The organism is Embleya scabrispora DSM 41855 (genome assembly GCF_000372745.1).
GTDB lineage: Bacteria > Actinomycetota > Actinomycetes > Streptomycetales > Streptomycetaceae > Embleya > Embleya scabrispora.
This window is the reverse complement of record NZ_KB889708.1, coordinates 53805-75957: the sequence shown is the minus strand read 5'-3', so window position 1 is coordinate 75957 and position 22153 is coordinate 53805. Positions and strand designations below refer to the sequence as shown.

General features: G+C 69.4%; 22 protein-coding genes and 1 pseudogene. 12 read left to right on the top strand and 11 right to left on the bottom strand.

Annotated features, from left to right (window positions below; genetic code table 11):
• Window positions 1-18 precede the first annotated feature (18 nt).
• Together A3IC_RS0141330 and A3IC_RS0141320 are read left to right on the top strand one after the other, a co-directional pair.
• Window positions 19-741 carry a class I SAM-dependent methyltransferase gene (locus A3IC_RS0141330; RefSeq protein WP_020555935.1) on the top strand — a complete coding sequence of 241 codons (723 nt, stop codon included), beginning with the start codon at window positions 19-21 and terminating at the stop codon, window positions 739-741.
• Between the two features lie 813 nt (window positions 742-1554).
• Window positions 1555-1860, top strand: coding sequence for a DUF6406 domain-containing protein (locus A3IC_RS0141320; RefSeq protein WP_281174576.1), 306 nt, complete (start codon window positions 1555-1557; stop codon window positions 1858-1860).
• 650 nt (window positions 1861-2510) lie between these two features.
• Here A3IC_RS0141320 and A3IC_RS0141315 read toward each other — a convergent pair.
• The 4 genes from A3IC_RS0141315 to A3IC_RS0141290 all read right to left on the bottom strand — a co-directional run bounded on the left by A3IC_RS0141315 (window position 2511) and on the right by A3IC_RS0141290 (window position 5218).
• On the bottom strand, window positions 2511-3356 hold the full coding sequence (locus tag A3IC_RS0141315; RefSeq protein WP_020555932.1) for a MerR family transcriptional regulator: 846 nt from the start codon (window positions 3354-3356) through the stop codon (window positions 2511-2513).
• Between the two features lie 386 nt (window positions 3357-3742).
• The gene (locus tag A3IC_RS69300) at window positions 3743-3910 is read right to left on the bottom strand and encodes a hypothetical protein (protein ID WP_020555930.1); all 168 of its coding nucleotides are present in this window, start codon (window positions 3908-3910) and stop codon (window positions 3743-3745) included.
• 291 nt (window positions 3911-4201) lie between these two features.
• Window positions 4202-4753 (bottom strand): hypothetical protein, encoded by a 552-nt coding sequence (locus A3IC_RS65950; RefSeq protein ID WP_020555929.1) that lies wholly within the window; start codon window positions 4751-4753, stop codon window positions 4202-4204.
• 264 nt (window positions 4754-5017) lie between these two features.
• Window positions 5018-5218, bottom strand: coding sequence for a hypothetical protein (locus tag A3IC_RS0141290; RefSeq protein ID WP_020555928.1), 201 nt, complete (start codon window positions 5216-5218; stop codon window positions 5018-5020).
• A 50-nt stretch (window positions 5219-5268) separates the two neighbouring features.
• Here A3IC_RS0141290 and A3IC_RS59555 point away from each other — a divergent pair, with 50 nt between their 5' ends.
• The 4 genes from A3IC_RS59555 (at window position 5269) to A3IC_RS0141270 (ending at window position 8107) form a co-directional block, all read left to right on the top strand.
• Window positions 5269-5703, top strand: coding sequence for an EF-hand domain-containing protein (locus A3IC_RS59555; RefSeq protein WP_281174572.1), 435 nt, complete (start codon window positions 5269-5271; stop codon window positions 5701-5703).
• 320 nt (window positions 5704-6023) lie between these two features.
• The gene (locus A3IC_RS0141280) at window positions 6024-6713 is read left to right on the top strand and encodes a class I SAM-dependent methyltransferase (protein ID WP_020555926.1); all 690 of its coding nucleotides are present in this window, start codon (window positions 6024-6026) and stop codon (window positions 6711-6713) included.
• Window positions 6686-7459, top strand: a complete 774-nt coding sequence (locus tag A3IC_RS73225) for a helix-turn-helix domain-containing protein (RefSeq protein WP_321184158.1) — start codon at window positions 6686-6688, stop codon at window positions 7457-7459. The genes A3IC_RS0141280 and A3IC_RS73225 overlap by 28 nt, the downstream gene beginning before the upstream one ends.
• 348 nt (window positions 7460-7807) lie before the next feature.
• A complete protein-coding gene (locus A3IC_RS0141270) occupies window positions 7808-8107 on the top strand; it encodes a DUF6342 family protein (protein WP_020555924.1) in 300 nt (99 codons plus the stop codon).
• A 455-nt stretch (window positions 8108-8562) separates the two neighbouring features.
• Here the strand turns inward: A3IC_RS0141270 and A3IC_RS69295 are convergent, their stop codons facing one another.
• From A3IC_RS69295 to A3IC_RS72770, 3 genes are all read right to left on the bottom strand, one after another.
• Window positions 8563-8787 carry a helicase associated domain-containing protein gene (locus tag A3IC_RS69295; protein WP_020555923.1) on the bottom strand — a complete coding sequence of 75 codons (225 nt, stop codon included), beginning with the start codon at window positions 8785-8787 and terminating at the stop codon, window positions 8563-8565.
• 575 nt (window positions 8788-9362) lie between these two features.
• Window positions 9363-9635 (bottom strand): nitroreductase family protein, encoded by a 273-nt coding sequence (locus A3IC_RS72775; protein ID WP_281174575.1) that lies wholly within the window; start codon window positions 9633-9635, stop codon window positions 9363-9365.
• Entirely contained in the window at window positions 9557-10051 is a 495-nt protein-coding gene (locus A3IC_RS72770) for a nitroreductase family protein (RefSeq protein ID WP_281174571.1), read from the bottom strand. The genes A3IC_RS72775 and A3IC_RS72770 overlap by 79 nt, the downstream gene beginning before the upstream one ends.
• A 100-nt stretch (window positions 10052-10151) precedes the next feature.
• On the opposite strand from A3IC_RS72770, the gene A3IC_RS0141250 reads away from it, so the two are divergent.
• The 4 genes from A3IC_RS0141250 to A3IC_RS0141235 all read left to right on the top strand — a co-directional run bounded on the left by A3IC_RS0141250 (window position 10152) and on the right by A3IC_RS0141235 (window position 15480).
• Window positions 10152-10736 carry a TetR/AcrR family transcriptional regulator gene (locus A3IC_RS0141250; protein WP_020555919.1) on the top strand — a complete coding sequence of 195 codons (585 nt, stop codon included), beginning with the start codon at window positions 10152-10154 and terminating at the stop codon, window positions 10734-10736.
• Between the two features lie 173 nt (window positions 10737-10909).
• Entirely contained in the window at window positions 10910-11077 is a 168-nt protein-coding gene (locus A3IC_RS69290) for a hypothetical protein (protein ID WP_020555918.1), read from the top strand.
• A gap of 270 nt (window positions 11078-11347) precedes the next feature.
• Window positions 11348-12805, top strand: a complete 1458-nt coding sequence (locus A3IC_RS59535; protein WP_052174040.1) for a glycoside hydrolase family 18 protein — start codon at window positions 11348-11350, stop codon at window positions 12803-12805.
• 839 nt (window positions 12806-13644) lie between these two features.
• Window positions 13645-15480, top strand: coding sequence for a glycoside hydrolase family 15 protein (locus tag A3IC_RS0141235; protein ID WP_020555917.1), 1836 nt, complete (start codon window positions 13645-13647; stop codon window positions 15478-15480).
• 532 nt (window positions 15481-16012) lie between these two features.
• Here A3IC_RS0141235 and A3IC_RS0141225 read toward each other — a convergent pair.
• Both A3IC_RS0141225 and A3IC_RS0141220 read right to left on the bottom strand, forming a co-directional pair.
• A complete protein-coding gene (locus A3IC_RS0141225; protein ID WP_158696313.1) occupies window positions 16013-16525 on the bottom strand; it encodes a hypothetical protein in 513 nt (170 codons plus the stop codon).
• Between the two features lie 767 nt (window positions 16526-17292).
• Window positions 17293-19422, bottom strand: coding sequence for a phosphocholine-specific phospholipase C (locus tag A3IC_RS0141220; RefSeq protein ID WP_026219324.1), 2130 nt, complete (start codon window positions 19420-19422; stop codon window positions 17293-17295).
• A 382-nt stretch (window positions 19423-19804) separates the two neighbouring features.
• On the opposite strand from A3IC_RS0141220, the gene A3IC_RS0141215 reads away from it, so the two are divergent.
• On the top strand, window positions 19805-20197 hold the full coding sequence (locus tag A3IC_RS0141215) for a beta propeller repeat protein (RefSeq protein WP_020555913.1): 393 nt from the start codon (window positions 19805-19807) through the stop codon (window positions 20195-20197).
• Window positions 20198-20342: 145 nt separating this feature from the next.
• Here A3IC_RS0141215 and A3IC_RS0141210 read toward each other — a convergent pair whose 3' ends face one another.
• Both A3IC_RS0141210 and A3IC_RS0141200 read right to left on the bottom strand, forming a co-directional pair.
• The gene (locus A3IC_RS0141210; protein ID WP_020555912.1) at window positions 20343-20741 is read right to left on the bottom strand and encodes a PIN domain-containing protein; all 399 of its coding nucleotides are present in this window, start codon (window positions 20739-20741) and stop codon (window positions 20343-20345) included.
• Window positions 20742-20826: 85 nt separating this feature from the next.
• Window positions 20827-21339, bottom strand: coding sequence for a hypothetical protein (locus A3IC_RS0141200; RefSeq protein ID WP_040878050.1), 513 nt, complete (start codon window positions 21337-21339; stop codon window positions 20827-20829).
• A 247-nt stretch (window positions 21340-21586) separates the two neighbouring features.
• Here A3IC_RS0141200 and A3IC_RS59530 point away from each other — a divergent pair.
• A pseudogene (locus A3IC_RS59530) lies at window positions 21587-21850 on the top strand (dihydrofolate reductase family protein); the annotation flags it as partial.
• Window positions 21851-22153: the final 303 nt, after the last annotated feature.

Sequence of the window (22153 nt, the reverse complement as noted above, 5' to 3'; positions counted from 1 at the left end):
AGGCACCCAAGGAGCATGATGACGTCCGACAGCACCAGCGACAACAAGCCGCTCGAACGCCTCGACGACAAGCCGCTCGACCACCTCGACCAGGCCGTCCTCGACGGGCAGGCCGGATACTCGAAACCCTTCCTCAACCTCTACGACCTCGTGGTGTATCGAGGCACCGCACCGCTGTTGTGGCGCTGTCCGCCGACGGTCTCCCGACGCCTGTACGACACCGGCGTGGGTGCGCGCCACATGGACATCGGCGTGGGCAGCGGGTACCTGCTCCACCACGCGCGGTTCCCGGTGCCCGACCCGCGGATCACCCTGGTCGACCTCAACCCCAACTCCCTGGCCCACACGGCACATCGCCTGCGCCGCTACCACGTCGCCACGGTGCGCGCGAACGTGCTGGAGCCGCTGCCCGTACCGGACGGCTCCCACGACTCGGTCGGGATCAGCTATCTGCTGCACTGCATCCCGGGAAGCCTGCGGGAGAAGGGGATCGTGCTGGCGCACGCCGCGGCCGTGGTCCGCCCCGGAGGCGTCGTCTTCGGCACCACGGTCCTGTCGGCCGGCGTCCCGGTGTCCCTCGCCGCCCGTAAGGCGATGCGGCTGCTCAACAAGCAGGGGGCGTTCCACAACGACGGCGACACACTGGACGACCTCCGTGCGCAGCTCGATCGGTACTTCGATCACCACGAACTGTCCGTCCGCGGCTGCGTCGGCATCTTCCGCGGCTGGACGGCCGACTGACCGAGCTGCCACGGACACCCCGATACCGGCAAGAACTCACCCGCGACCATGAGCCCGGTCGTACGGGATCCGACGGTCGCCCTCCGATTGCCGATCGTGGACGACCACGCCAGGGTGCTCCGATGTCGCGTTCGACGTCGGTGACGGTCAGGCCGTCCACGCCGGCGGTTCGGTCCCCCTGGTTGCCCGCGACCTGGTCGAACGCCACGATGAGCGTCGCCGGGTCGTGTCGTGGCCGGCCATCGTGGGCACCTCGCCGGGAAGCCGACAACTTCGTCGACAACCACGAGGGGATGGGTGCGGTTGTACGCGCCGGAGCTCCACACACGGAACTGATGCTCCGTCAGTACGTTCCTGAAGATTCGATCGAGCGGCGCGTGTTCCGCATGCCGCGACCAGGCCGCCCCCTGCGCCTGCTGCCACGACACCCCGGCCTGACCCCCGGGCCCGCCGCGCGCGACGCGGCGGGCCGGGCGAACCCGGCGACCTGTTCGCCCGTGCCCCCGGATACACCCGGCGAGGCCCCTGCAACCGATCCGGCACCCCGCGATCGACACCGACACGGCCACACGGATCGCCGCCGATCCGACCTCGACACCCGCACACGACTGCTCGACACCGCCACCGGCCACCACGCCCGCGCCGCACTCGCACACCCGGAACACACCCGCGACCCGCTCGCCCTCGCCGCCGACCTCGGCACCCGTGAAGGACACCCCGACGACGCCGTCCACCCATCTCGCGCGTTGTGGACTATGCACGTCCCGCGTCGGCCGTCCGGCCCATGATTGGCTGCGGCCACGCGGCACCATCATGGAAGGGATCGATGTGAGGACCAGACTCGTCATCCGGTGCGGAACGCAGAGAAGGACAGCCAGTGGCGACATCGGCGTGATGTACGTCGACACACGCCCGGACCACCCCCTCACCGTCCGGCTGGGCGTCAGCGACGGTGAGTCGCGCCAGTACATCCTGGCGGTGGGCGACACCTTCCGCCTCGGGGACGAACTCTGGGCGCTCGAAGGCGTGGCGGGCGGCGGCGCTCGCCCTCGCCCGTCGGTCGCCCTGCGCAAGGTCGAGCAGCCGCCCGAGAACACCCCGGATCCGTCCCACAGTTGATCTTGGTTCGCAGCCATTCGCCGATCGCGGCGATGGTGACGGTGGCTCCGTGGCGGACGGCGAGTCGTATCGGATGGCGACGCTCTTCCCACCGAGGGCACCCGTGATCACGACGCCCTCCGAGCCCTCCTGGAGAACCTGCGCCCCGGACCCCGGACCCCGGACCCGGACCGCGAAACGGAAACCGGCACCCCGCCCCGGGGCGGGGTGCCGCCGCGTCAGGTGCCGCCGATCGCGAGCGCGACGCGGCCACCGGGACGAGCTGATCCGGAAGCCGAAGGACGAGCGCGTCGACCAACGCCCACGCCACCGCGAACGGCACCAACCAGCACCAGACGATCACCGTCCACGGCGCCGCCACGGCCACCGCGCCCACGAAACCCAGCCCCGTCGACACCTCCGGCACCCAAGGCGCCGGACCCACCCGCACCCGACACCACCCGCAACGCCCCCGCGCGGACAACGGCCACACCACCACCGTCGCCGGCACGGGAACCGCACCAAGGCCCACCGAAGCGGTTCGCCCGCGGTCCCCACGTACGGCCAGTTGCGATGTCACTCTCCGTCTCGCCGTAGCCGACGCCTGATGCGGCCGGTCGGGTACAGGCGAAGGGGCGGCCGGCTGGTTCGTCGGTGCCTACCGTAGGCAATCAGCTGTCGTCTGGGGTGTCGTCTCGGGCGAGGAGTTCTGCCGTGAGTTCCATGCATCGCATCCGGGCGGGAGAGAAGTCGTAGGGCATTTTGGTGACCGCTTCGAAGGCGCTCATCCGGGAGACCTCTTCGCCCGTCAGGTCGGCGTCGTAGATCTCGAAGAGCTTCTCCTCAGCCGCGTCCAGCCCGTCCGCCTCGATGGCCTGTACCAGGGCCTTGTGGTGGGCACAGTGCTGCGCGGCGAGTTCTTCGACCCGCGGGTCATGGGGATCGACGCTGTCGTCGAGGGCGGCGTCGGCCGCCTCTAGGCGGTCCGCGTCGGCCCGCAGATCGGGGTGGGTGGCCAGCACGATGAACACGCCGGCCTGGACAGCGGCTCCCAACGGCCCGAAGACCCGTTCCGTGACCAACAGGGCGTCCAGGTCGGAAGGGCACAAGGCGCCCGGAGGCAGGTGGCCGAGCCGGTCCGTCACCAGTTGGGAGAGCAGACCCAGCGGGCTGCCCACGGCCCGCAGGCGCCGGACTGCCGCCCGCTGACGCTTGATGTCGGCCTCCTGCGCGGCCAGGGTTTCCTCCAGTCGGCCCAGGGTCTCCTCGATGTCCCGGGCTCCGTCGAAGGCGGCCCGCATGTCGTCCAGGCTGATTCCGGCCTCCGCCATCTTGCGGATCCACAGCAGGCGGATCATGTCGTCGTAGCCGTAGCGGCGGCGACCGTCCCCGCCTCGCTCGGGCTCCGGCAGCAGACCGATCTGGTGGTAGTGGCGGATGGCGCGTGGGGTGGTCCCGGCGAAGGCGGCGGCATCACCGATCTTGACCTGGCGGGGAGGCGTGACGGAGGGGTACATCGCAGATCGAGCCTTTCTTGCGGTGGTGCCTCGACGACACCACATGCCGCTACGGCAGGTGCAACAACACGCATCCCGACACCACCGAGAGCCGGGCCCTGATCACCACCGGCCCCATCCGCCGCCATCGCCGAACCGAGCACGCCGGAGCCTCCTTCCGTCTTCACCCGTGAGCCGCTGAGCGATGTGGAAGATCGACACAGAATGACCATCGGCGGCCGGATACCTCCCCACCAAATGGCCGGTACCGGGGAATTCCAACGGCTCTGATCAACAATTTCGGGATCACCCAGCGTGGTTGGCTCATGGTGTGAGGAGGATGGGGCGTCGGAGGAGGTCGAAGTTGGCGCGTCCATAGCCTTGACGCTTGAGGAACTCGACCTGGTTCACGTGTCCTTCGACCGTGCCGCTGGAGAGGGCATGGTCAGGCCGGCGGTCACAGCGTCGAGGTCCTTGGTGAGGTTGCGGGCGAAGTCGCGCAGGGGCGGCAGCTCACTTCCCTCGGCCGCTTTCATCCGGCGCGGCAGCAGATGGCCGTCGAGGATCTTCATCATCGTGGGCGAAGTAGGCCCCGGGCGAACGTCAAGCAGTAGTCGGATCCGAACTCGCGGGCCTCGCGCAGCCACGCGATACCGTCCCAGGCACTCGTGCCCACACCGTAGGACCGGTGTCCGACACCCGCCGCGTCCACACAAGGGGAACATGCCCCGGCCCGCCCGCGATCCGTGGGGCGGTGTCGGTGTGTTCGGGGTCGTACCGGCCGTCGACAGCCGGGTACGACCACCCAGGCTGCACGGCCGCCGACGGCCGTGGAGACGGGCATCGGCGGACTCGACGGCCACCGATCAGGCCGGGGGGAGACGTGGGAGAAGGTGGGGTCGGTGTGCCATGCGCGACGCGTCCGGGCATCGGGGTGCCCATTCCCGGGCGACGAGGACCGGCCGGGTCAGGACACGGTCCCCGGCCCGTAGGACACGCATCACGACACCGATTTCGGGCGCGCACAGGTTTGCCTCCAGTGGATACACCCCTTCGAGGGCGTGTGCGGTGCAGTTGTCGGACAACGCGTCCTCCAGGAGGGACGGCACCCGGCCCACCAGCGGGATCCCGTCCAGATCCACCTGCGGACCGTGCCGCGCGTCGATCGCGATCGCGGCCGGGCCGATCGCCCGGTCGTAGTACAGGTGCACCGCTGCCCCCGCGCCGCCGCGGGTGGGCCACATGTCGGCCTGCGACACCCACCCGGTGCCGTCTCCCCGCGATCCGATGGTCTCCAGGACCCCCTCGACCGCGGCCGCCGCCCGATCGTGGGTCATGCCGAATCCCAGCGGGCCCACGTGCTCGAACGGTGTGAACGACCACACCGCGCGTTGCGACTCCTCGACCACGTCCCACACGCCCGCTCCCACACCGAACCCCCGCCGCTCGTGTGACGATCCCGCGGGCCGATGCGCACCCGCCCTCGGAGAGGCTATGGGCATGGGGCGACAACCCGACTCGGCACGCGAGTTCGACCACACCACCGCGAGGCCCGCGCCCGAAACCGGCCGCCGCAGTCCGCAGTCGTCTCGCGGCGAGGGTGTCGGGGAGGATCTCCTCGCGCGGGATCTCGGCGCGTTGTTCGTCGGTGAGGTGGCGGTCGTCGGCGGGCGGGTCGTCGCTCATCGGTCCTCGTCGCGGGCCGGGTCGAGGCGGGCCGGGCAGGTGTCGAGGATGCGGTCGATCGTCGCGTGCTCGCGTGCGTCGAGCCGGGCCAACTCGACGGCGTACGCCCGGCGTTGCTCGCGCAGGGCGCGTTTGGTCGGGTCGTCGGGCGCGGCGGTTATCAGCGTGCTGTACCTGGCCGTGAGCGCACGTGACAACTCGCGCGCCCGGGAGCATGCCTCCGCCTCCGGGGCGCTGACGGCCGGGCGTGGAGCCCGGGACGGAACTGCGCGCCCGTATCGAGGCGCTCCTCATGGGCTGGTGGGACGAGTTGTCGGCGGCCGACACCGACAAGGACGGCAGGGTCGACGTCCACGAGGTCCACGCCCTCATGGACCGGCTGCATTCCATGCCGGAGGCCGTCACGGCCACCGCCCGGACCATCTTCGACGCCATCGACGAGAACCGCGACGGCCAAATCTCCCGCACCGAACACCGCCGACTCGTCGAGACCTGGCACGGCCGCAGCGTCGACACGGACGCGGTCTTCGACCTGCTCGACCTCGACGGCGACGGCTACCTGAGCCGGCCGGAATTCGCCCTCCTGTGGTCCCAGTTCTGGATGAGCGACGACCCCGCCGAGCCCGGAAACCTGCTCTGCGGACGCATCCCGGAACCGGGGCCGGCGAGCCGGAGGGCGTGATCGGGCAGCCCGCCCGGCCGACGGGCTCCCGGTACTGCGAGGCCAGGGTCAACCGCTCCCTGCCGTCCGGGATGACGCGCCGGGTCACCGTTCAGGGCTGCGCGGGTCCGGCGCGGGAACGTCGACTGAGTTCCCGGGTCCTGCCCGATACGGCGCCGCGCCGGGTCGGAGCCGATCACCACCAGCCGAGTCGGGCACGCGGTCCGATCGGCCGGCACCGTGTCGAAACCGTTGACAGCTCCGGGCCGTTGCGGTTTGGGTGGGCGCGTTGCTGTCCGTTTCGTGAGCGACCGTGGGTTGCTCGGGGGAAGGGATCGGTCATGGCGCGTATTCGTGAGGGGTATCGCGGCGAGGGACCCGGGGCGTTCACGCCGGACGGGTGCGCCGTGGACATGTACGACCGCCTGCCGGCGCGAGAGGAGCCGGAGATGATCGCGCTCGGCGCTCGCGAAGGGGCCCGCACCCTGCTCGAACTCGGTTGTGGGGCCGGGCGGGTGACCCATGCGTTGGTGGAGCGCGGGTGGCAGGTCACGGCGGTGGACGAGTCGCCGGAGATGCTCGATCGGGTACGCGGGGCGAAGACCGTACTGTCCACGATCGAGGACCTGCGGCTCGGGGAGCGCTTCGACGTGGTGTTGTTGGCGTCCTACCTGGTGCACACGGTCGAGCCCGCGTTCCGCCGGGCGATGCTCGACGCCTGTCGGGCACACGTCGCCGACGACGGGGTGGTGCTGATCCAGCGCGAAGGCATCGGCTGGCACGACCAGTTGCCTCGAATCAGCCAACATCCCGACGGTGCCGTGAAGATCCTCAGCTCCGAGCCGATCGGAGACGGAGTGCGCGCGGTGCACATCGAATACGAATTCCCGGACGCCAAGTGGGTGCACGAGTTCCGCTGCCGCCCGCTGACAGACGAGGAGTTCGAGGCGATATTGGCGGAATCGAACCTGGCGGTGGACGGCCACCTGGACGAACTCCGCACGTGGGCACGCGTGTTGCCCGTTGCCTGAGAACGCTCCCGCCGAGCCTGGTCACCAACCGCTCGGCGAATACCCCGCCGTCGACGCGTAGCCGGTGGGTGAGGTGGCCGCCGGTTGTCGGCCACCCGCCCCCGGCTTCCCATGGCGGCGATGGCGGATCCGGCGTTTGCCCGGGCCACCGGCGAACCCTCGGCGGTGGCGCCTCGGCGGCGGCACCGGCACGGGGGCCGGCTGCTATCGCCTCCGCTCGCGACCGGAACGGGCCGACGACCAAAACGCCCGCCCCGGCCGAGGCCAAGCGCGAGCGTAGATCGGGATCACGATGGGGGCGCCCAGATGAAAAGAAGACCGTGCGGCGGTGGCTGCACCGGTTCAACGAACAGGGCCCGGACGGGCTCGGCGACCGGCCCGGGTGCGGCCGCAAACGGCGGATTACCGAGGCCGAGCGTTGCCGGATCGTTGCCCTGGTCAAGCCGACCCCGCCCGGCCGCTTGGAGATGCAGCCGTCCGACGAGTTGTGGGCGGCGGACGAGTCCGGGCCTCCGGAGTGGACGTCGGACGCCCTGGCCGCCGAGGCCGGGAGACTGGGCATCCGCGTGAGCCGTTCCCAGGTCCGCAGGATCCTGCTCGCCGAGGGGGTCCGGTGGCGCCGCACCCGGTCGTGGGTCCGGTCGAGGGACCCCGACTTCGCGGGAAATGGACACGGATCGTCGAGCTCTACACCCGCCCGCCCGAAGACGCGACGGTCGTCTGCGTCGACGAACTCGGCCCGGTGATCCCACGCGCGTTCCCACCGGCGCCGGGTTGGTCACCGGACGGATACCGCATCAAGAACATCGTAGGGCGGGTCGCGGTGTCCTCGCCTGCGTGTGCGACACGTGTCAATTCACGTCGAGTTGGCCGAAAAACGGCCGATATTCAGCAATCGAGCCAAACATGCGCAGTCCGGTACCCCCGGGGGACCCGTGTGTGTACGTTCGTGCTCGGCCCGGGCGCCCCACGGTGTTGCCCGGACCGGGCAAGGCTCTTCACTGGAGGGCGGGCGCGTCCCGTCGGGCTTCGCACGGAAACGATCGCGGCCCGCGAGAGGGGACACGTCCGCCGGGGACATGAGAGGAAGCCTCATGACGGACATCGATCTCGGACAGGCATCGGACTGGAACGAGGGCGACAACCACGCCCGGATCAAGCTGCGGGAGAACCAGGTCTACCCGGGCACGGACAAGAAGGACGTGCTCATCAGCTCGCCGGTGAGCATCGAGCTGTCGGTGAACTCCAATTACTCCTCCTCCCAGGAGGCGGACAAGATCTACTTCACCACCCACCACGGCTCCGCGAAGAAGATCATCGCCGTCCTGGACTCCGAGGGAAACCTGCACATCCGCGGCAAGGTGTTCTCGGACCAGACGGACCTGTCGTACTAGGAAACGACACGTCCGCCCCCGAGCCGACCACATCGGGCACGGAGCACGCGGCGACACACCGGCTCGCTCACCGGCACCCGGCGACGTCGCCACCGATGAGGCCCGGGGGAGCATGAACCACACCGGGTGCGCACGCGCGCCCGAAGGGCCGTGGGGGTGGCGGCAGGGCCCGCCGTCACCCCCACCGTCCGCCCGCGGCGGCCGGCAACACTCGGCGCCTTGCAGTGGACCGTGCCCTCGATCGGAGCGCCCTTCGCTTCCTCGAACGTCCTCCTCGCCCTCGCCGTCCTCACGATCCGAGGCCGCGTCAAACGCCGACACTTCTCGATGCCGAGCCCGCCGACACTCACTGCCGACAACCGACCGGGGCGCGCGAATCTCTCCCGGTCGGGATCACCACGCGCTCCGCCGACGCCGAACGGGACCTCGACCCCACCCGGCCCCAATCCCCGTGCTCATGTCCATCGCATGTCGAGTGCGGTGAGCGCGTCGAGCCGGTCCGGTGGGAATGTGGCGCGTCGTTGTCGCGCGTTGGCGAGGGCGACGCCGAGTTTGACCTGGTGTGCCTCGCCGTCGTGTTCGACGGTCTCGACGTACTTGCGTGGCACCGTCAGATGCCCCTCGCGCTCCCGGAACGCGGCTGCGGCGGCGAGGGTGAGCGTCCACCGATCCGCCCGCACCGCCCCTGCCGCCGATGTTGCCGACTGCTCCTTCTGTTCGGTGACATCGACACCCCCACCCGCAAGCGCTTCCCGCTGCGCCGGTGTCAGCGCGCTGTTCGAGGTGTTCGTTCGGCTTTGAGGGCGTTCGACAAGGCTGTCGCCGTGCGCCGTCGAATCCGAGGTCCCGTTCGCCCCGGGCCGACGGACCGGCACACCGACATCGGGATCGTTCGCGTCGTCCACACCGACGACTCGGGGGCGGCGTCCGCCGCCGCGACCGCGCCGACGAACACCCCTGCGGGGCGCGGTGACATCGTCGTGGTATGCGCGCTCCGCTGTGACCTCGGCAACTCGTCCTGCAATGGCGCGCCGGCGCCGCGCCCCTGACCATCGACGTCCCCGTCGGAAGGCGGGAGCGGGCACTGCGCCGTGCCGCGCGCAACCCCGTTTCGGACCGACCGCACGCACTGCGCTGACCGCTGCGGCCGACGTCGTCCACAACGCCCACGTCGACGCCACCATCGACGAGGCCGACGGTTTCGGCCGGGGCGCCGGTCCTTCGTCGAGGCCGAGCTCATCGCGGTCCTGCGCCGTCAGCCGTGGAAGGTGGTGGTCTCGTCCAACGCGGCACGTCCGGTGTCGATGTGGTTCACCGCCGCGGCGACGTCGGCGTATCCGAACGAGATCCCGACGAGCAGTTTCCCTGCGGCACGGCCGAGTTCGGCGCGTACGTCGTCGGCGTAGAAACTCAGCAGTCCCTGCGGGCAACTCGCCACGCCGTACGTGGTCATCGCCAGCAGCAGCGTCTGCATGTAGGCGCCGACGTCGCCGGCCAGGCGTGCGTTGTCCTGTTCGGAGACGAACAGGAACGCGACGTGCGGTGCACCGTAGAAGTCCAGGCTCTCGGCGTCGTAGGCCGCGCGCGCCGCATGGTCGTCGGGCCGATGCCCAGCGTCCCGTAGAGCCGGCTGCCGAAGGCGGCCCGCCGCTCCTGCTGCACCGGCGAGTAGATGTCGTCGCCGTACGGGAAGTCGACCGACGTGCGCCGCGCCGCGTGGGCGGCCCGAAGGGACGCGGCCAAGCGCTCACGCGGTGCGCCGCTGACCACCTCCACCCGCCACGGCTGGGCGTTGGAGTTGGACGGCGCCGCACCGGCCAGCGAGAAGATCGCGCGCATCGTCTGCTCGGGCACGGGGTCGGGTCGGAAGGCACGCGTCGCCCGTCGGCCGCGGATCAACTCCTGCGCGTAGCCGCTCAGCTCGGTGTGGTCGGACCGGGTCATGGGACTCCTCCACGAGAATCAAGGTAAACGGTGGCGTTTCCTTGGCGTCGACGGTAGCCCCACGCCCGGCGCAAAGTAAACGCGACCGTATGCTTTCCTCATGGATGTGACGGGTGACACGACGCCGCGGCGAGGGCGGGGGGCGAGGGAGCGCATCCTGGCCGCCGCCGCCCGACTGTTCGCGGAGCAGGGCATCTCCGCGACCGGCATGGAGCAGGTCGCGGGGCAGGCACCCGTGTCCAAGCGCACTCTGTACGTCCACTTCCGTTCCCGGGACGAACTGGCGATCGCCTACCTGCAGTCGCTCGTCGCGTCGGGGAAGACCATGGAGAGTGTGCTGATCCGTGCGGACCTCGGCCCGCGCGAACGCATCCTCCACCTGTTCGATCAGCCGGTCACGGACGCGTCCGCGGTGCGCGGGTGCCCGTTCATCGACGCGGCGGCCGAGTTCCCCGACCCGAGGCATCCGATTCACGCCTACGCCCGCGAACAGAAGCTCCGGATGGTGCGGTTGGTCACCGACCTGGTGACGGAACTGGGCTGCCGTGAACCCGTCGCGCTCGCCGAGCAGTTGGTGACCCTCGCGGACGGAGCGGCGAGCCGCGCCATGGTGCTGAACCAGGCGGACTACGGCCGGTACGCCCGCGCGGCCGCCACGACCCTGCTCGATCAGGCCCTCGCCTGAGGGCTGTCTGATAATGATCTTGTGGTGTCTCGGAGTGGGTTGACGGATGCGGCGTGGGCTCGGATCGAGCCGTTGTCTGCCGGTGGTGTGAGTCTTCTCAGTGGCGGGTTCGGGGTGTGGTGTTCTGACCTGGGGTGCAGCACTGATCCTGTGGGAGAAGGCGGGCGATTACGATGCCGGAACGCCTCGCCTGCGAAACCGCCGACGTCGGAGACCTCTTCGCACTGACGTGGCGTGCCGAGATGCTGGAGAAGGCGGGCGACCACGAGAGCACCGAACGCCTGCGCGCGTGGTTGCTTCGAGATCTCGACGCAGACAGCGTGCCACCCGTCGACGGGTGAGCGGATGCTTTTTGCGGTGTCGACCGCGCCGTGGTTGTGCGCATCGTGACCGACGCGGTGTGCCGGCCGAAAGGGTATGCGGCGGATCCGGGTACCACTGCGCCGAGCGACCCGCCGCCCTCGTGATCCCGCGCCGTGGTGAGTATGCGCTGCCGCCCCAGGGGTCACTGTCGGGCCGATTGCGCACGGACCGATTTGTGTCAATTGGGTTCGGTTGTCCGAGTTTCGGGTGCCAGGTACGCGGACGACCGCCTGTACCCGAACCTGTGCATGGACCTGTCCGGCGCGGCGACCAACCCGAACAACAGCTTCATGGACGTCTACACCTGCAACGGGCAGCCCAACCAGCAGTGGATCCTCAGCCCGTACGACCCGACCGGCACCCCGCAGCAACCGTCCGACCCGGAGATCAACGAGTCGTTCATCCGCGTCGCCACCCCCGACCCGGGCGCGCCCACGCAGCGCGTCGGCTACTACACCAGCTGGTCGACCTACGCCAACGCCTTCCACCCGAAGAACCTCGACACGCAAGGCATCGCGGGCAAACTCACCGTGCTGCAATACGCGTTCGAGAACATCGACCCGGTCAACCTCACCTGCATGGCCGCGAACAAGCCGTCCTCGCCCGACGAGAACGACCCGGTGGGCAACGACGGATCGGCCGACGCGTACGCCGACTACCAGAAGATCTACGGCTCCGACATCAGCGTCGACGGCACCGCCGACAGCTGGGCCCAGCCGCTGCGCGGCAACTTCAACCAGCTCAAGCAGCTCAAGGCCAAGTACCCGAACCTGAAGGTGCTGATGTCCATCGGCGGTTGGACGTACTCGAAGTACTTCTCGGACGTCGCGGCCACCGACGCCTCCCGCAAGACGTTCGTCGCGTCCTGCATCGACGTGTACATCCGCGGCAACCTCCCACAGATCGGCGACGACCCCGCCGGCGGCTCGGGCGCGGCGGCCGGTGTGTTCGACGGATTCGACATCGACTGGGAGTTCCCCGGCAGCGCCAACGGCCACTACGGCAACCACGTCTCCCCCCAGGACGGGGCCAACTACACCGCGCTGCTCGCCGAGTTCCGGGCCGAGCTCACCGCGCTCGGCGGACGCCCGTACACGCTCACCGCGGCCCTGCCCGCCGGACCCACCGAGATCGGCAACCTCGATGTGCCCAGCGTCGCCAACGTCCTCGACCTGGGCAACGTCATGTCCTACGACATGCACGGCGCGTTCGAAGCCAACGGACCCACCAACTTCCAGGCCCCGCTCTACGACACCCCGGCAAGCCCCGCGTACGGCACGGCCTTCACCGCCAACGACGCGATCAGCCGCTACCTGAACAACGGCTTCCCGGCCGGCAAGCTGACCATGGGGGTGCCGTTCTACGGGCGCGGCTGGACCGGTGTGCCCGATGGCGGGCAGCACGGCCGCTACCAGTCCGTCACCGGGCCGACGGCCGCGTTCCCCTACTCGCAGCAGCCGGGCGTGGCCGACTGGAAGGAACTCAAGGCCGCGGGCCTGACCAACAGCTACTACTACGACCAGGCGAGCCGCAGCACCTGGATCCACGACGGCACCAACTTCTGGAGCATCGAGACCCCCGACTCGCTCGCTGACAAGCGGCAGTACATCAAGAACCTCGGCCTCGGCGGCGTCATGATCTACTCCCTCGACGCCGACGACCCCTCGACCACCCTGCTGAACGCGGCAACGGGAATGGGCGGCTGAGCCACTGAGTCCTGCCCTCGGACCCGCCGGCCGGCCCGCATGTCTGCGGACCGGCCCGCGGGACTTGTGACGGGGTCGTCGGCGACCGGCCCGGACGCGGATGTGCGGTGGCGGCCGTGGCCAGATGGGACGAGGCCGACGGGTTCGGGGGTGGCGCGCTGAGGGGGACCCGGCCGCAGTGGGACGTTCGGTGCCCGCCGATCGGCCCTGTCGCGGGGCGCTCGGCGGGCGCTTCCGTACTGCGAACCTCGGCGGCGTTCAGCCGGCGGCGGCCTGCTTGATCACGTCGGCGACGGCGGCGGCCTGCGAGACGTGGATCGCGTGACTGCCGGGCGGCCTCGACGGTCCGGGCGCCGATGCGCTCGGCCATGGCGTGCCGGGCGGGCGGCGGGACCATGCGGTCGTCGGTGGCGACCAGGTACCAGGACGGCTTGCTGCGCCAGGCCGGTGTGGAGACCGCGCCACCGGCCGCGTCCAGGCCCCAGCGGACCTGCGGACGCGCCGGCCGACGAGGTCGCGCGGCGACCGGAGGGCAGAGTCTCCTCGGCGGTCTTCGCCCTGGCCAGTGCCCAGGCGGTGCAGGCCGGCGGGCTGGGGGCGGTCACCAAGGCGCTGGAGTTCACCGCCACGTCGGAGGACGGGCGGGTGCCGGACGCGCTCGCGCATGCCCTGCGGCAGCAGGCGGCCCGTCGGCGAGTGCATCACCGCCCTTCGACGAGGCGGGCAGGGAGCCTGTCCGCACGGCTCCGTCAGACCCCCGCCTCGAGTAGCGGTCTAGCATGAAAAGCAAGGATTCATCTCCAGGCCCAGGCCCAGGCCACAATGGCAGGGAGGCCGGTATGGCGTTCGACACGACTGGTTTCGAGCAGGCGGACGGCTCCCGTTACACCCCGATTTCCGAGCACGGCCTGATCGGCGATCTTCGTACGACCGCCCTGGTCTGCACGAACGGCACCATCGACTGGTACTGCTGCCCGCGCTTCGACGCGCCCAGCGTCTTCGGGTCCATCCTCGACGCCGACCGGGGCGGGTCGTTCGAGTTGGCCGCCGAGGTCCCGACCCGCACCAGGCAGTTCTACTTCCCCGACACGAACGTGCTGATCACGCGGTTCTTCGCCGCGGACGGGGTGGCGGAGATCCAGGACTTCATGCCCGTGGTCGACGAGTCGCGCGAGGCGGCCCGGCACCGGCTGATCCGGCGGGTGATCTGCGTCCGCGGAACCCTCCCGTTCAGGGCGCGGATAGCCCCCCGCTTCGGCTACGGCGCCGAAGCGCACACCACGCACCTCGAAGGCCACACGGCGGTGTTCCGCTCCCCGTCACTGACGCTCGCGCTGACCGCCACCGCGCCCCTGGAGAGCGACGGCCTGGACGTGTGGTCGCACTTCAAACTCCTCGAGGGCGAGTCCAATGTGTTCGCCCTCGACCAGATCGGCGACGGCGTCCCGGCCCGGTCGTGCCCACGCGCCGAGGCGCAGGAGCAGGCCGAGGCGACCGTCCGGTTCTGGCGCCACTGGCTGGCCGGTTCGCGCTACCACGGGCGGTGGCGGGAGATGGTGAACCGCTCCGCGCTGGTGCTGAAGCTGCTCACCTACGCGCCGACCGGTGCGATCGTCGCCGCACCGACCACCAGCCTGCCCGAGCAGATCGGAGGCGAGCGCAACTGGGACTACCGGTACGTCTGGGTCCGTGACGCCGCCTTCTGCGTCTACGCGATGCTGCGCCTGGGGTTCACCTCGGAGGCCGAGGCGTTCATGGGGTTCATCTCCGAGCGGGGCATCCTGCGGGGCACGGGGGAGGGCGGCCCGTTGCAGATCATGTACGGCATCGACGGGCGCGTCGAGCTGCCCGAATACGAGCTTCCGCACCTGGAGGGATACCTCGGCTCCGCACCGGTCCGGGTGGGCAACGCCGCCACCGGCCAGCTCCAGCTGGACATCTACGGTGCGCTGGTCGACTCGATCTACCTCTACGACAAGTGGGGGCAGCCGATCGGCAGTGACCGCTGGGACGAGGTCGGTGCCGTGGTGGACTGGCTGTGCGAGCACTGGGACCAGCCCGACGAGGGGGTGTGGGAGACCAGGGCGGGCCGGCGGAACTTCGTGTACTCGCGGCTGATGTGCTGGGTGGCGCTGGAGCGCGCGATGCGCATGGCGAACCGCCGCGGTCTGCCGGCGGACCTGCCCCGCTGGCGGGAGTCCCGGGACGCGATCTACCGGCAAATCATGCGGCGCGGCTGGTCGGCCGAGCGAGGGGCGTTCGTCCAGGGGCTGGACGACCACGTGCTGGACGCCTCGTTGCTGATGATGCCGATGGCCAAGTTCGTCTCGCCCACCGACCCCAAGTGGCTCTCCACCCTGGACGCGCTCACCACGGACCTGGTCTCCGACTCGCTGGTATACCGCTACGACCCGACCGCCAGCCCGGACGGCCTGCACGGCCCCGAGGGCACCTTCTCGATCTGCTCCTTCTGGTACGTGGAGGCGCTGGCCCGCGCCGGCCGGTTGGAGGAGGCTCGGCTCGCCTTCGAGAAGATGCTCACCTATGCCAACCACCTCGGTCTGTTCGCAGAGGAGATCGGCCCGACCGGAGAACAGCTGGGCAACTTCCCCCAGGCCTTCACCCACCTCTCGCTGATCAGCGCCGCCTTCAACCTCGACCGCGCGCTGGGCTGACGCGGCATCACCGCCGGGACGGCGGCGCCGGAAGTTTGTCAGGCGGGAGAGGACCCGGGGTCGGCGATGTCGCACGGGGCGGGGGGTGACGTCGCAGGGGGCAGTGGACAGGTCCGTGTCCTGGACGTCGCAGGCGATCCGGCTGAGCAGGGTCCGGAACGCCTGGCGCTCATTCTCATCGAGCGCCTCAAGGAGCCGGTCTTCGGCTTCCCGTACCCGCTCCCGCAGGTCCTGGAGGGTGCTGACGCCCCGGGCGGTGGCGACGATCTTGCGCCGGCGCCGATCGGCAGGGGTGAGCCGACGCTCGACCAGGCCGGCCGTGACGAGGTCGCGCGTAATCGCCGGTCCAGGTGGACGTGGAGGTTGTCCCGGACCAGCACGCCGAGCTGATGGTGGGCGGCGGTCGGCAGGTCGCCGTGGTCGGTCCAGGCGAAGCCGCGCCGCCCGCCGCCCTGGTGGTCGGGGTGGTCTCGGACTTGTCGGTCACGGTGGCAGACGCCGCTGACCTCGGCCCGGGTGGGCCGCTGCCGGGTCAGTCCGCGCCGTATATCCCGTCGAAGACGACGCGTTGGGGCGGTGACAGGATGGCTCGGGCGGCGGCAAGGAGGGTCTCGCCGTCGTCGACGCCCCACGGCCAGTGGCAGTCGCGGGCCGTGCCGAGGTGCTCGCGGGCCTTCCCGGGGTCCGCCGGGAGGCCGTCGCTTCCGCGCAGGTACGCCAAGGCCAGCTCGAAGTGGGCGTTGCCCTGGACGAAGCGGTCGTCGTCGTAGCGGAGCGAGGATGCCTCCAACAGGTCGTCGATGAGGTCCGCGGCTTCTTCGTGGCCGAAGTCGGAGGCCACGCAGAACAGCTTGTAGGCCAGTTCGTCGAGGTCTTCGTCCTTGCCCTCGCTGTCGGCGAGGAGGCTGAACACGGCCTCCAGTTCGCCATGCCGGGCGAGTCGTACGGACTCCTGGAAGGAGGGCGTGCACCCGGGGCCCGGGCTGACGATGTAGTCGCGCTGGTATCGGTCGTGGAACGGCGCGCCGCCGTCGGGAGTTGTCATGGGCGCACGGTAACGCCGGGCACTGTCACGGGAGTTTGTGTGGTGAGAGGGTGGGCTCAGCATCGCGGGGCGCCGACTGCGTCCCAGGGCGGCGATCGGGCCGCCGTCCCAACGCCATGTCGCGTCGGGGATCTGCGCGGACGACACCTGTGCGCTCAGCGTGACGGCGCCGGTGGTCGCGTCGTGCAGGGCCACGGTGGCCCGTCAACCCGTGGACGGGGACGAGGAGAGAAGAGGATCCGGAAGCCGGCCGGGGCGCGTCACGCGCCGGGCGGCCGGATCCTGCGGCGTTCCCAGGTCCGCAGGATCCTGCTCGCCGAGGGTTCAGTGAAAACGGCAGGGACGACCGGCGCGGCGGGCGCCGGGGGCACTACGTCGTGGGCATCCGGTCCGGGCACCGCCCGTCTTGACGGCGCGGCAGGGCCGCCGCCGGTGATCGTGGGGGTGGGGGGGATCTGGGCAATGACGCGGCGGTAGCGCAGGACCAGTTGCGGGGTGCCCGCCGCGGCCGCGCGCACCAGGTTCCCCGGGCCCCGGCACGTGTTCCGCCGGACACGGCCTCGCGCCCGACGCGCCGCCCGAGGCGTAGCCCGGACGGCGCGTCACATCACACCAGGGCAAACGTTGCCTGATGCGCGCATCACACCGGTTCGTGTGGGTTCGGTGTCATTCGTATGCCCGATCGTTGCGCCCGGGGTCGGCCGATGGAACCGGCGCGAACGGTGGCGGATGCGATAACGGAAGACACTGTGGGCTACTCGGACCGGTTAACGTATCGGCCCGGGATCACTGAAGCTGGGACGTCCGTTCTCTTGGTGGCCGGCGAACCGACGGAGGTAGCTCGGGTCGGCCTCGTCGGTCACCGAGATGTCATACCAACCGTGCGCAGATTCGGTTTCCCACGTTACCTTGGTGGTTTTGCCCGGTTTGAGGTTGACGGTGCGCTTGGCGGCGTGACTGTAGTCGTTGCGGATGTGGAGCGTCCGGGGGGTAGTACCAGGGTTGCGGACGTCAAGGACCAGCTGACGTGTTTTGGTGTCGTCGAGGCGTACCGATACCCGCGGTTCCGCGGTGTTCGCGGTGGTACCGGTGAATTGGCCGAGGTATCCGTTGGCTCCGGTCACGCGCAGGTCGTAGCGGCCCCGCGCATCGGTTGCGAGGGCACTGTCCCAGACGTCGCTGATGGTGTCGTGAGCAGCCACGGTGTAGCGGCGCGGCGCGTCGTTGTGTGTGTATACGTAGAAGTATGTGCCGGCGGTTCCGCTGTTGACGAACTGCAGCGAGATCGACCGCGCATCCCTGTTGCGGTCGAGTTCGACGCCGAACCGGTACGGCAACGGCCGGGCCGGCCGGACACCGGGCTCCTGCTGAGGCATCGCCTGTGGGAGCGTGACGGAGAACGGCTGGTGCTGACTCTGCATCGGCTGGGGTACCGCGGGGGTGACGGGCCTGCTGTCGGGCCGGGTGAAGTCGAATGCGGAGGTGAGGTCGCCGCACAAGGAGCGCCGCCAGGCGCTGATGTTCGGCTCGGCGACGCCGAATCGAGTCTCGAGGAACCGCAGCACCGAGGTGTGGTCGAACACCTCGGAGCAGACCCAGCCACCCTTCGACCACGGCGACACGACGATCATCGGCACACGGGAGCCCAACCCGAGGGGTTGCTTGCCGCGAACGGTGTCGCCCGACGGTGAGCCGCCCTCGCGCCAGACGTCGAAGTCCAGGATTTCGTCGGCCAGGCCGGCTGCCAGGCTTTGCGATACGAGCCCGTCGGTGCCGACCTTGTTGGCCACGGGCAGCGTGGGTGGAACGACGTGGTCGAACAGACCGTCGTTCTCGTCGTAGTTGAGGATCAGGACGGTTTTGCTCCACACCTCGGGGTTGGCCACGAGTGCTTCCAGGACGAGGTCGATGTAGTACGCCCCATCGGCGGGGGACGCGGAGGCATGTTCGCTGTATTTGTACGGTGGGACGATCCAGGTCACCTGCGGCAGTTGCCCGCTCGCCACGTCACTGCGGAATTCCTTCAGCGTATGGGTGGAAACGCCCTGCTCCACCAGCGGTCCCGATGCGCCCTCCTGGACCTGGTATCGGGAGAAGAACTCCAGTGAGTTGTCGGTGAAGTTGTCCGTCGGCTGGCCGGGAATCCCGGTGCCGCCCTGATAGAGCTTCCAACTGACTCCGTTGGCCTGCAGTCGCTCCGGGTAGGTGGTCCACGTATAGCCGTTGACGCCACCGCGTTCCCACAAGCCGGGGCCATTGGGCTTGCTGCCCAGCCGGTTTTGTGGGTCGATCGTGCCGCTCCACAGGAGGATGCGGTTCGGGGCGGTGTCGGCAGGCACCGAGCAGTGATATGCATCGCACACGGTGAACGACTCCGCCAGGGCGAAGTGATATGGCAACTCCGACCGTTTCAGGTGAGCCATGGTGAACACGTCCTGCTTCTCGTTCACCCACCCGTCGTATCGGCCCTGGTTCCACAGCAGTTGCCCACTGCCCCAGCCATGATCGGTCCCGGCGATGAACTCGCTGGTGCGCAGCGCATCCACCGGGAACGGCAGCACGTACTCCGCATCGGCCGGCAGGCCCCGGCCGTTGTACCTTCCGGTGTGTACACGGGCCGGCGGCTGGTACCACACGGGCCGGCCATTCGGCAGGATGTGTGGCCGCGGGTCCCCGTACCCGCGCACACCCCGCATCGTGCCGAAATAGTGATCGAACGAGCGGTTCTCCTGCATCAGGATCACCACGTGCTCGACGTCCTCGACAGTCCCCGTCCTGCGGGCGGGTTCGATCGCCAGTGCTTTGCCAATCGCACCCGGAAGCAATTGAGTTGCCGCGGCACCGGCCAGCGATGCGCCGGCGATACCGAGAAAGTTCCGACGACTTGTACCCGTCATCTGATATCTCCTGTCTCAGGACAACATCTGTATCGGAAAGCGGGTAGCCGTGGTTCATTGAGGTCGCCTGAACCAGGTGTGGCTACCGGGATATTCGGCTCGGAGTGACGGTGGGGCCGGAGTCGGGTGTATGCAGGTGTCCTGCGGAATCCCGACGGGGACGCCGTGACCGTGAAACAGCGGGCCCTACAGGAGCAATTGCGTTTCGAGGCCGCCGAGATGTCCACGCATTGAGATGCCGCGGCACCGGCCGGCGATGCACCGGCCATACCGAGTAAGTTCCGACGGCCTGTACTCGTCATCTGACAACTCCCATCTCCAGACAACATCCGTTATCGGAAAGGAAGGTAGCCGTAGTTCATTAACGTCGCCTGAACCAGGCGTGGCTATTGAGATTTTCGAGAACCTGGGCCTGTCCCACGGCATCGGCGCGGTCGTGGCTCTGCCTTCGCTGAGCGTGCTGCGCGCCGTGCGGTGGCCGGCGCCGACGGAGCAGCAGTGGAAGTGGCGCCACACCGCGCTGCCCGCACAGGCGCACAACCGCGGCCGGCCCAACCCCGCGGCCGTGTGGGGGACTTCGGACGACGACGTACACATCGCCACCTTCGGCGGCGTGCTCTACCACTGGAACGGCCGCCACTGGTCGCAGTTCCACCCGGGGACCGCCGCACCGATCAGCGCGGTCCGCGGCCGCGCGGCGAACGACGTCTACGCCGCCGGCCACCGGTACCGCCGGAACGACGGCGGAGCTGCGTTCGGGCGGCGTATCAGGTGACGGCGACGAGCAACCCTGCGGTCACCACCAACGGGCGGGGGCGGGACGTCGCACCGCACCGGGACGGTCTCTCCCGCTTGGCGGGGTCGCGGAGGTCGTGGGTTCCGACCTGCGCGTGTCGGTTCGGGGCGGTCGAACGTACCTCTCACCAGTGGCCGAGCATGCCGGGGGAGTCGATGTCGACGGTGACGATTCCGCGTGGGTATGCGTCCTCGCGGTTGGTGAGCAGGATGGACCTGCCGGTGAACTCGGCCCGGGGAAGGGCGCAGTAGAGCGCGTGGCAGGTGTCCGGCCCACCGAGACCGTCGCGGATCATCGTGCCGACCCCGACGGCCGCCACCGTGTCGAGCGGGTCGACGCCGACACTGGACAGAGCCAGGACGCGGTGGGCCACACCCTCCTCGTCGGACTCGGCCACGGTCAGGCACAAGGCGGGGATCACGAGGTGGTCGCCGGGGGTGCGCGCCATGTTGCCCGCGAGGAGGTTCAGCGTCTTGTGCCCGACGGCGAGGGCCTTGACCGCGCCGGTGTCCAGGACGATCACGCGAGGGTCTTCCGGGCCTTCTCGGCGGCGATGCGGTCGGCGCGCCCGACATCCACACCGTCGCCGCCACCAATGGCCGGCTCGGTCACTCCTCGAAATCCTGGTAGCCATACGACGCGAGGTTCCCGTCGACCAACTCGAAGGCATCGTCTTCGTCATCGTCGGCCACCAACTCACCGCTCAATAGCGGTACTTCTATTCGGCTCCAGTCCACGCTGACACCGACCGCGTCCCCGAGGCTGCCATAGAACATCTTGGAGGAGAGCCCCTCCTCCTCATCGCCCGCCCCGTCGTCCGCACGGAAGTCGTACCCGATCGGCTCCCCGGGGCCGCTGAAGGTGATGTCCGGATAGCCCTTGATGGAGATCGTGACAAAGGGATGCAGGTCTATCGACTGCGCCAACTCCCCTTGCTGGTACACGTGTAGCGACAAGTCGGCCCCGTACCAACACAGCAGATAGAGATTGGTCTCCTCGGCAAGCTCGTCGGCCAGTGCGGCCTTCACGTCGTCGAGGCTGTCCAGGATGTAGTGCGCGTCCTTGCGAGCGCCTCCCGGGGCAACGCCGAAAGCCAGGTCGTAGAAGCTCTTCTTCACCATGGTCGCCACGGTAGCCGGCCCCACCGACGATCCCACGCGACCTCACGAGCAAGGCCTATGACGATCAGGCGGTACGCAGGAAACGCAGCACCGGCAATGACGATGCGCGGGGATGCCCTCGGCGAATGTGGCGGCTGAAGCGACTGTGGCTCGGCCATGAGGAATTCGTCGGCGTGTAGGCGATCTCGACGTCGTCGGGCATGGGTGGTGATTCGGCGCCGGTTCGGGGCACCCGGCCGTACTGGGACACTTCGTCGACGGCGTCGAGGCAGCCGTGGCCAAGGCGCAGGAGCTTGCGGGTGACCGCATGGTCGAGGTCGCCGCCGACGTCGGTGGCCAGGTGCTTGCCGCAGGCCTGATCGACGAGGTGCGCATGGACGTCGTACCCGTCGTGTTCGGGTCCGGTAAGCGCTACTTCGGGTCGGTCCACGCGCAGCACCTGTTGGAGGATCCTGACGTGGTGATTCAGGGCAACCGGGTGCTTCACCTGCGCTATCGGGTGCGCCGTTGACCGATCCGAGCGGGTACGCGAAGAAGTCCACTGCGAACGGTGACACAAGATCGGGCCTCCGGCTGCGTTTGCGCATCGTTGTCCCTGGTCGGGCAGCCGACGCCCTTCCGGCGGGCCTCCTATCAAGAAGAGGCGAGGGTGGCGAGGGCGACCTGGCACGTCGACCATCCGGCGATGCCGACCCGGATCACCCCCGCGCGCACTGTCGCCCCCGCTTCCGCGACGCCGCGCGTCGGTGCCTCGGCCGTGTTGCGATGGGGTTCTTGTCCGGGGGTGCGTGGGGCCGTGGTCCGGCAGGCGCGG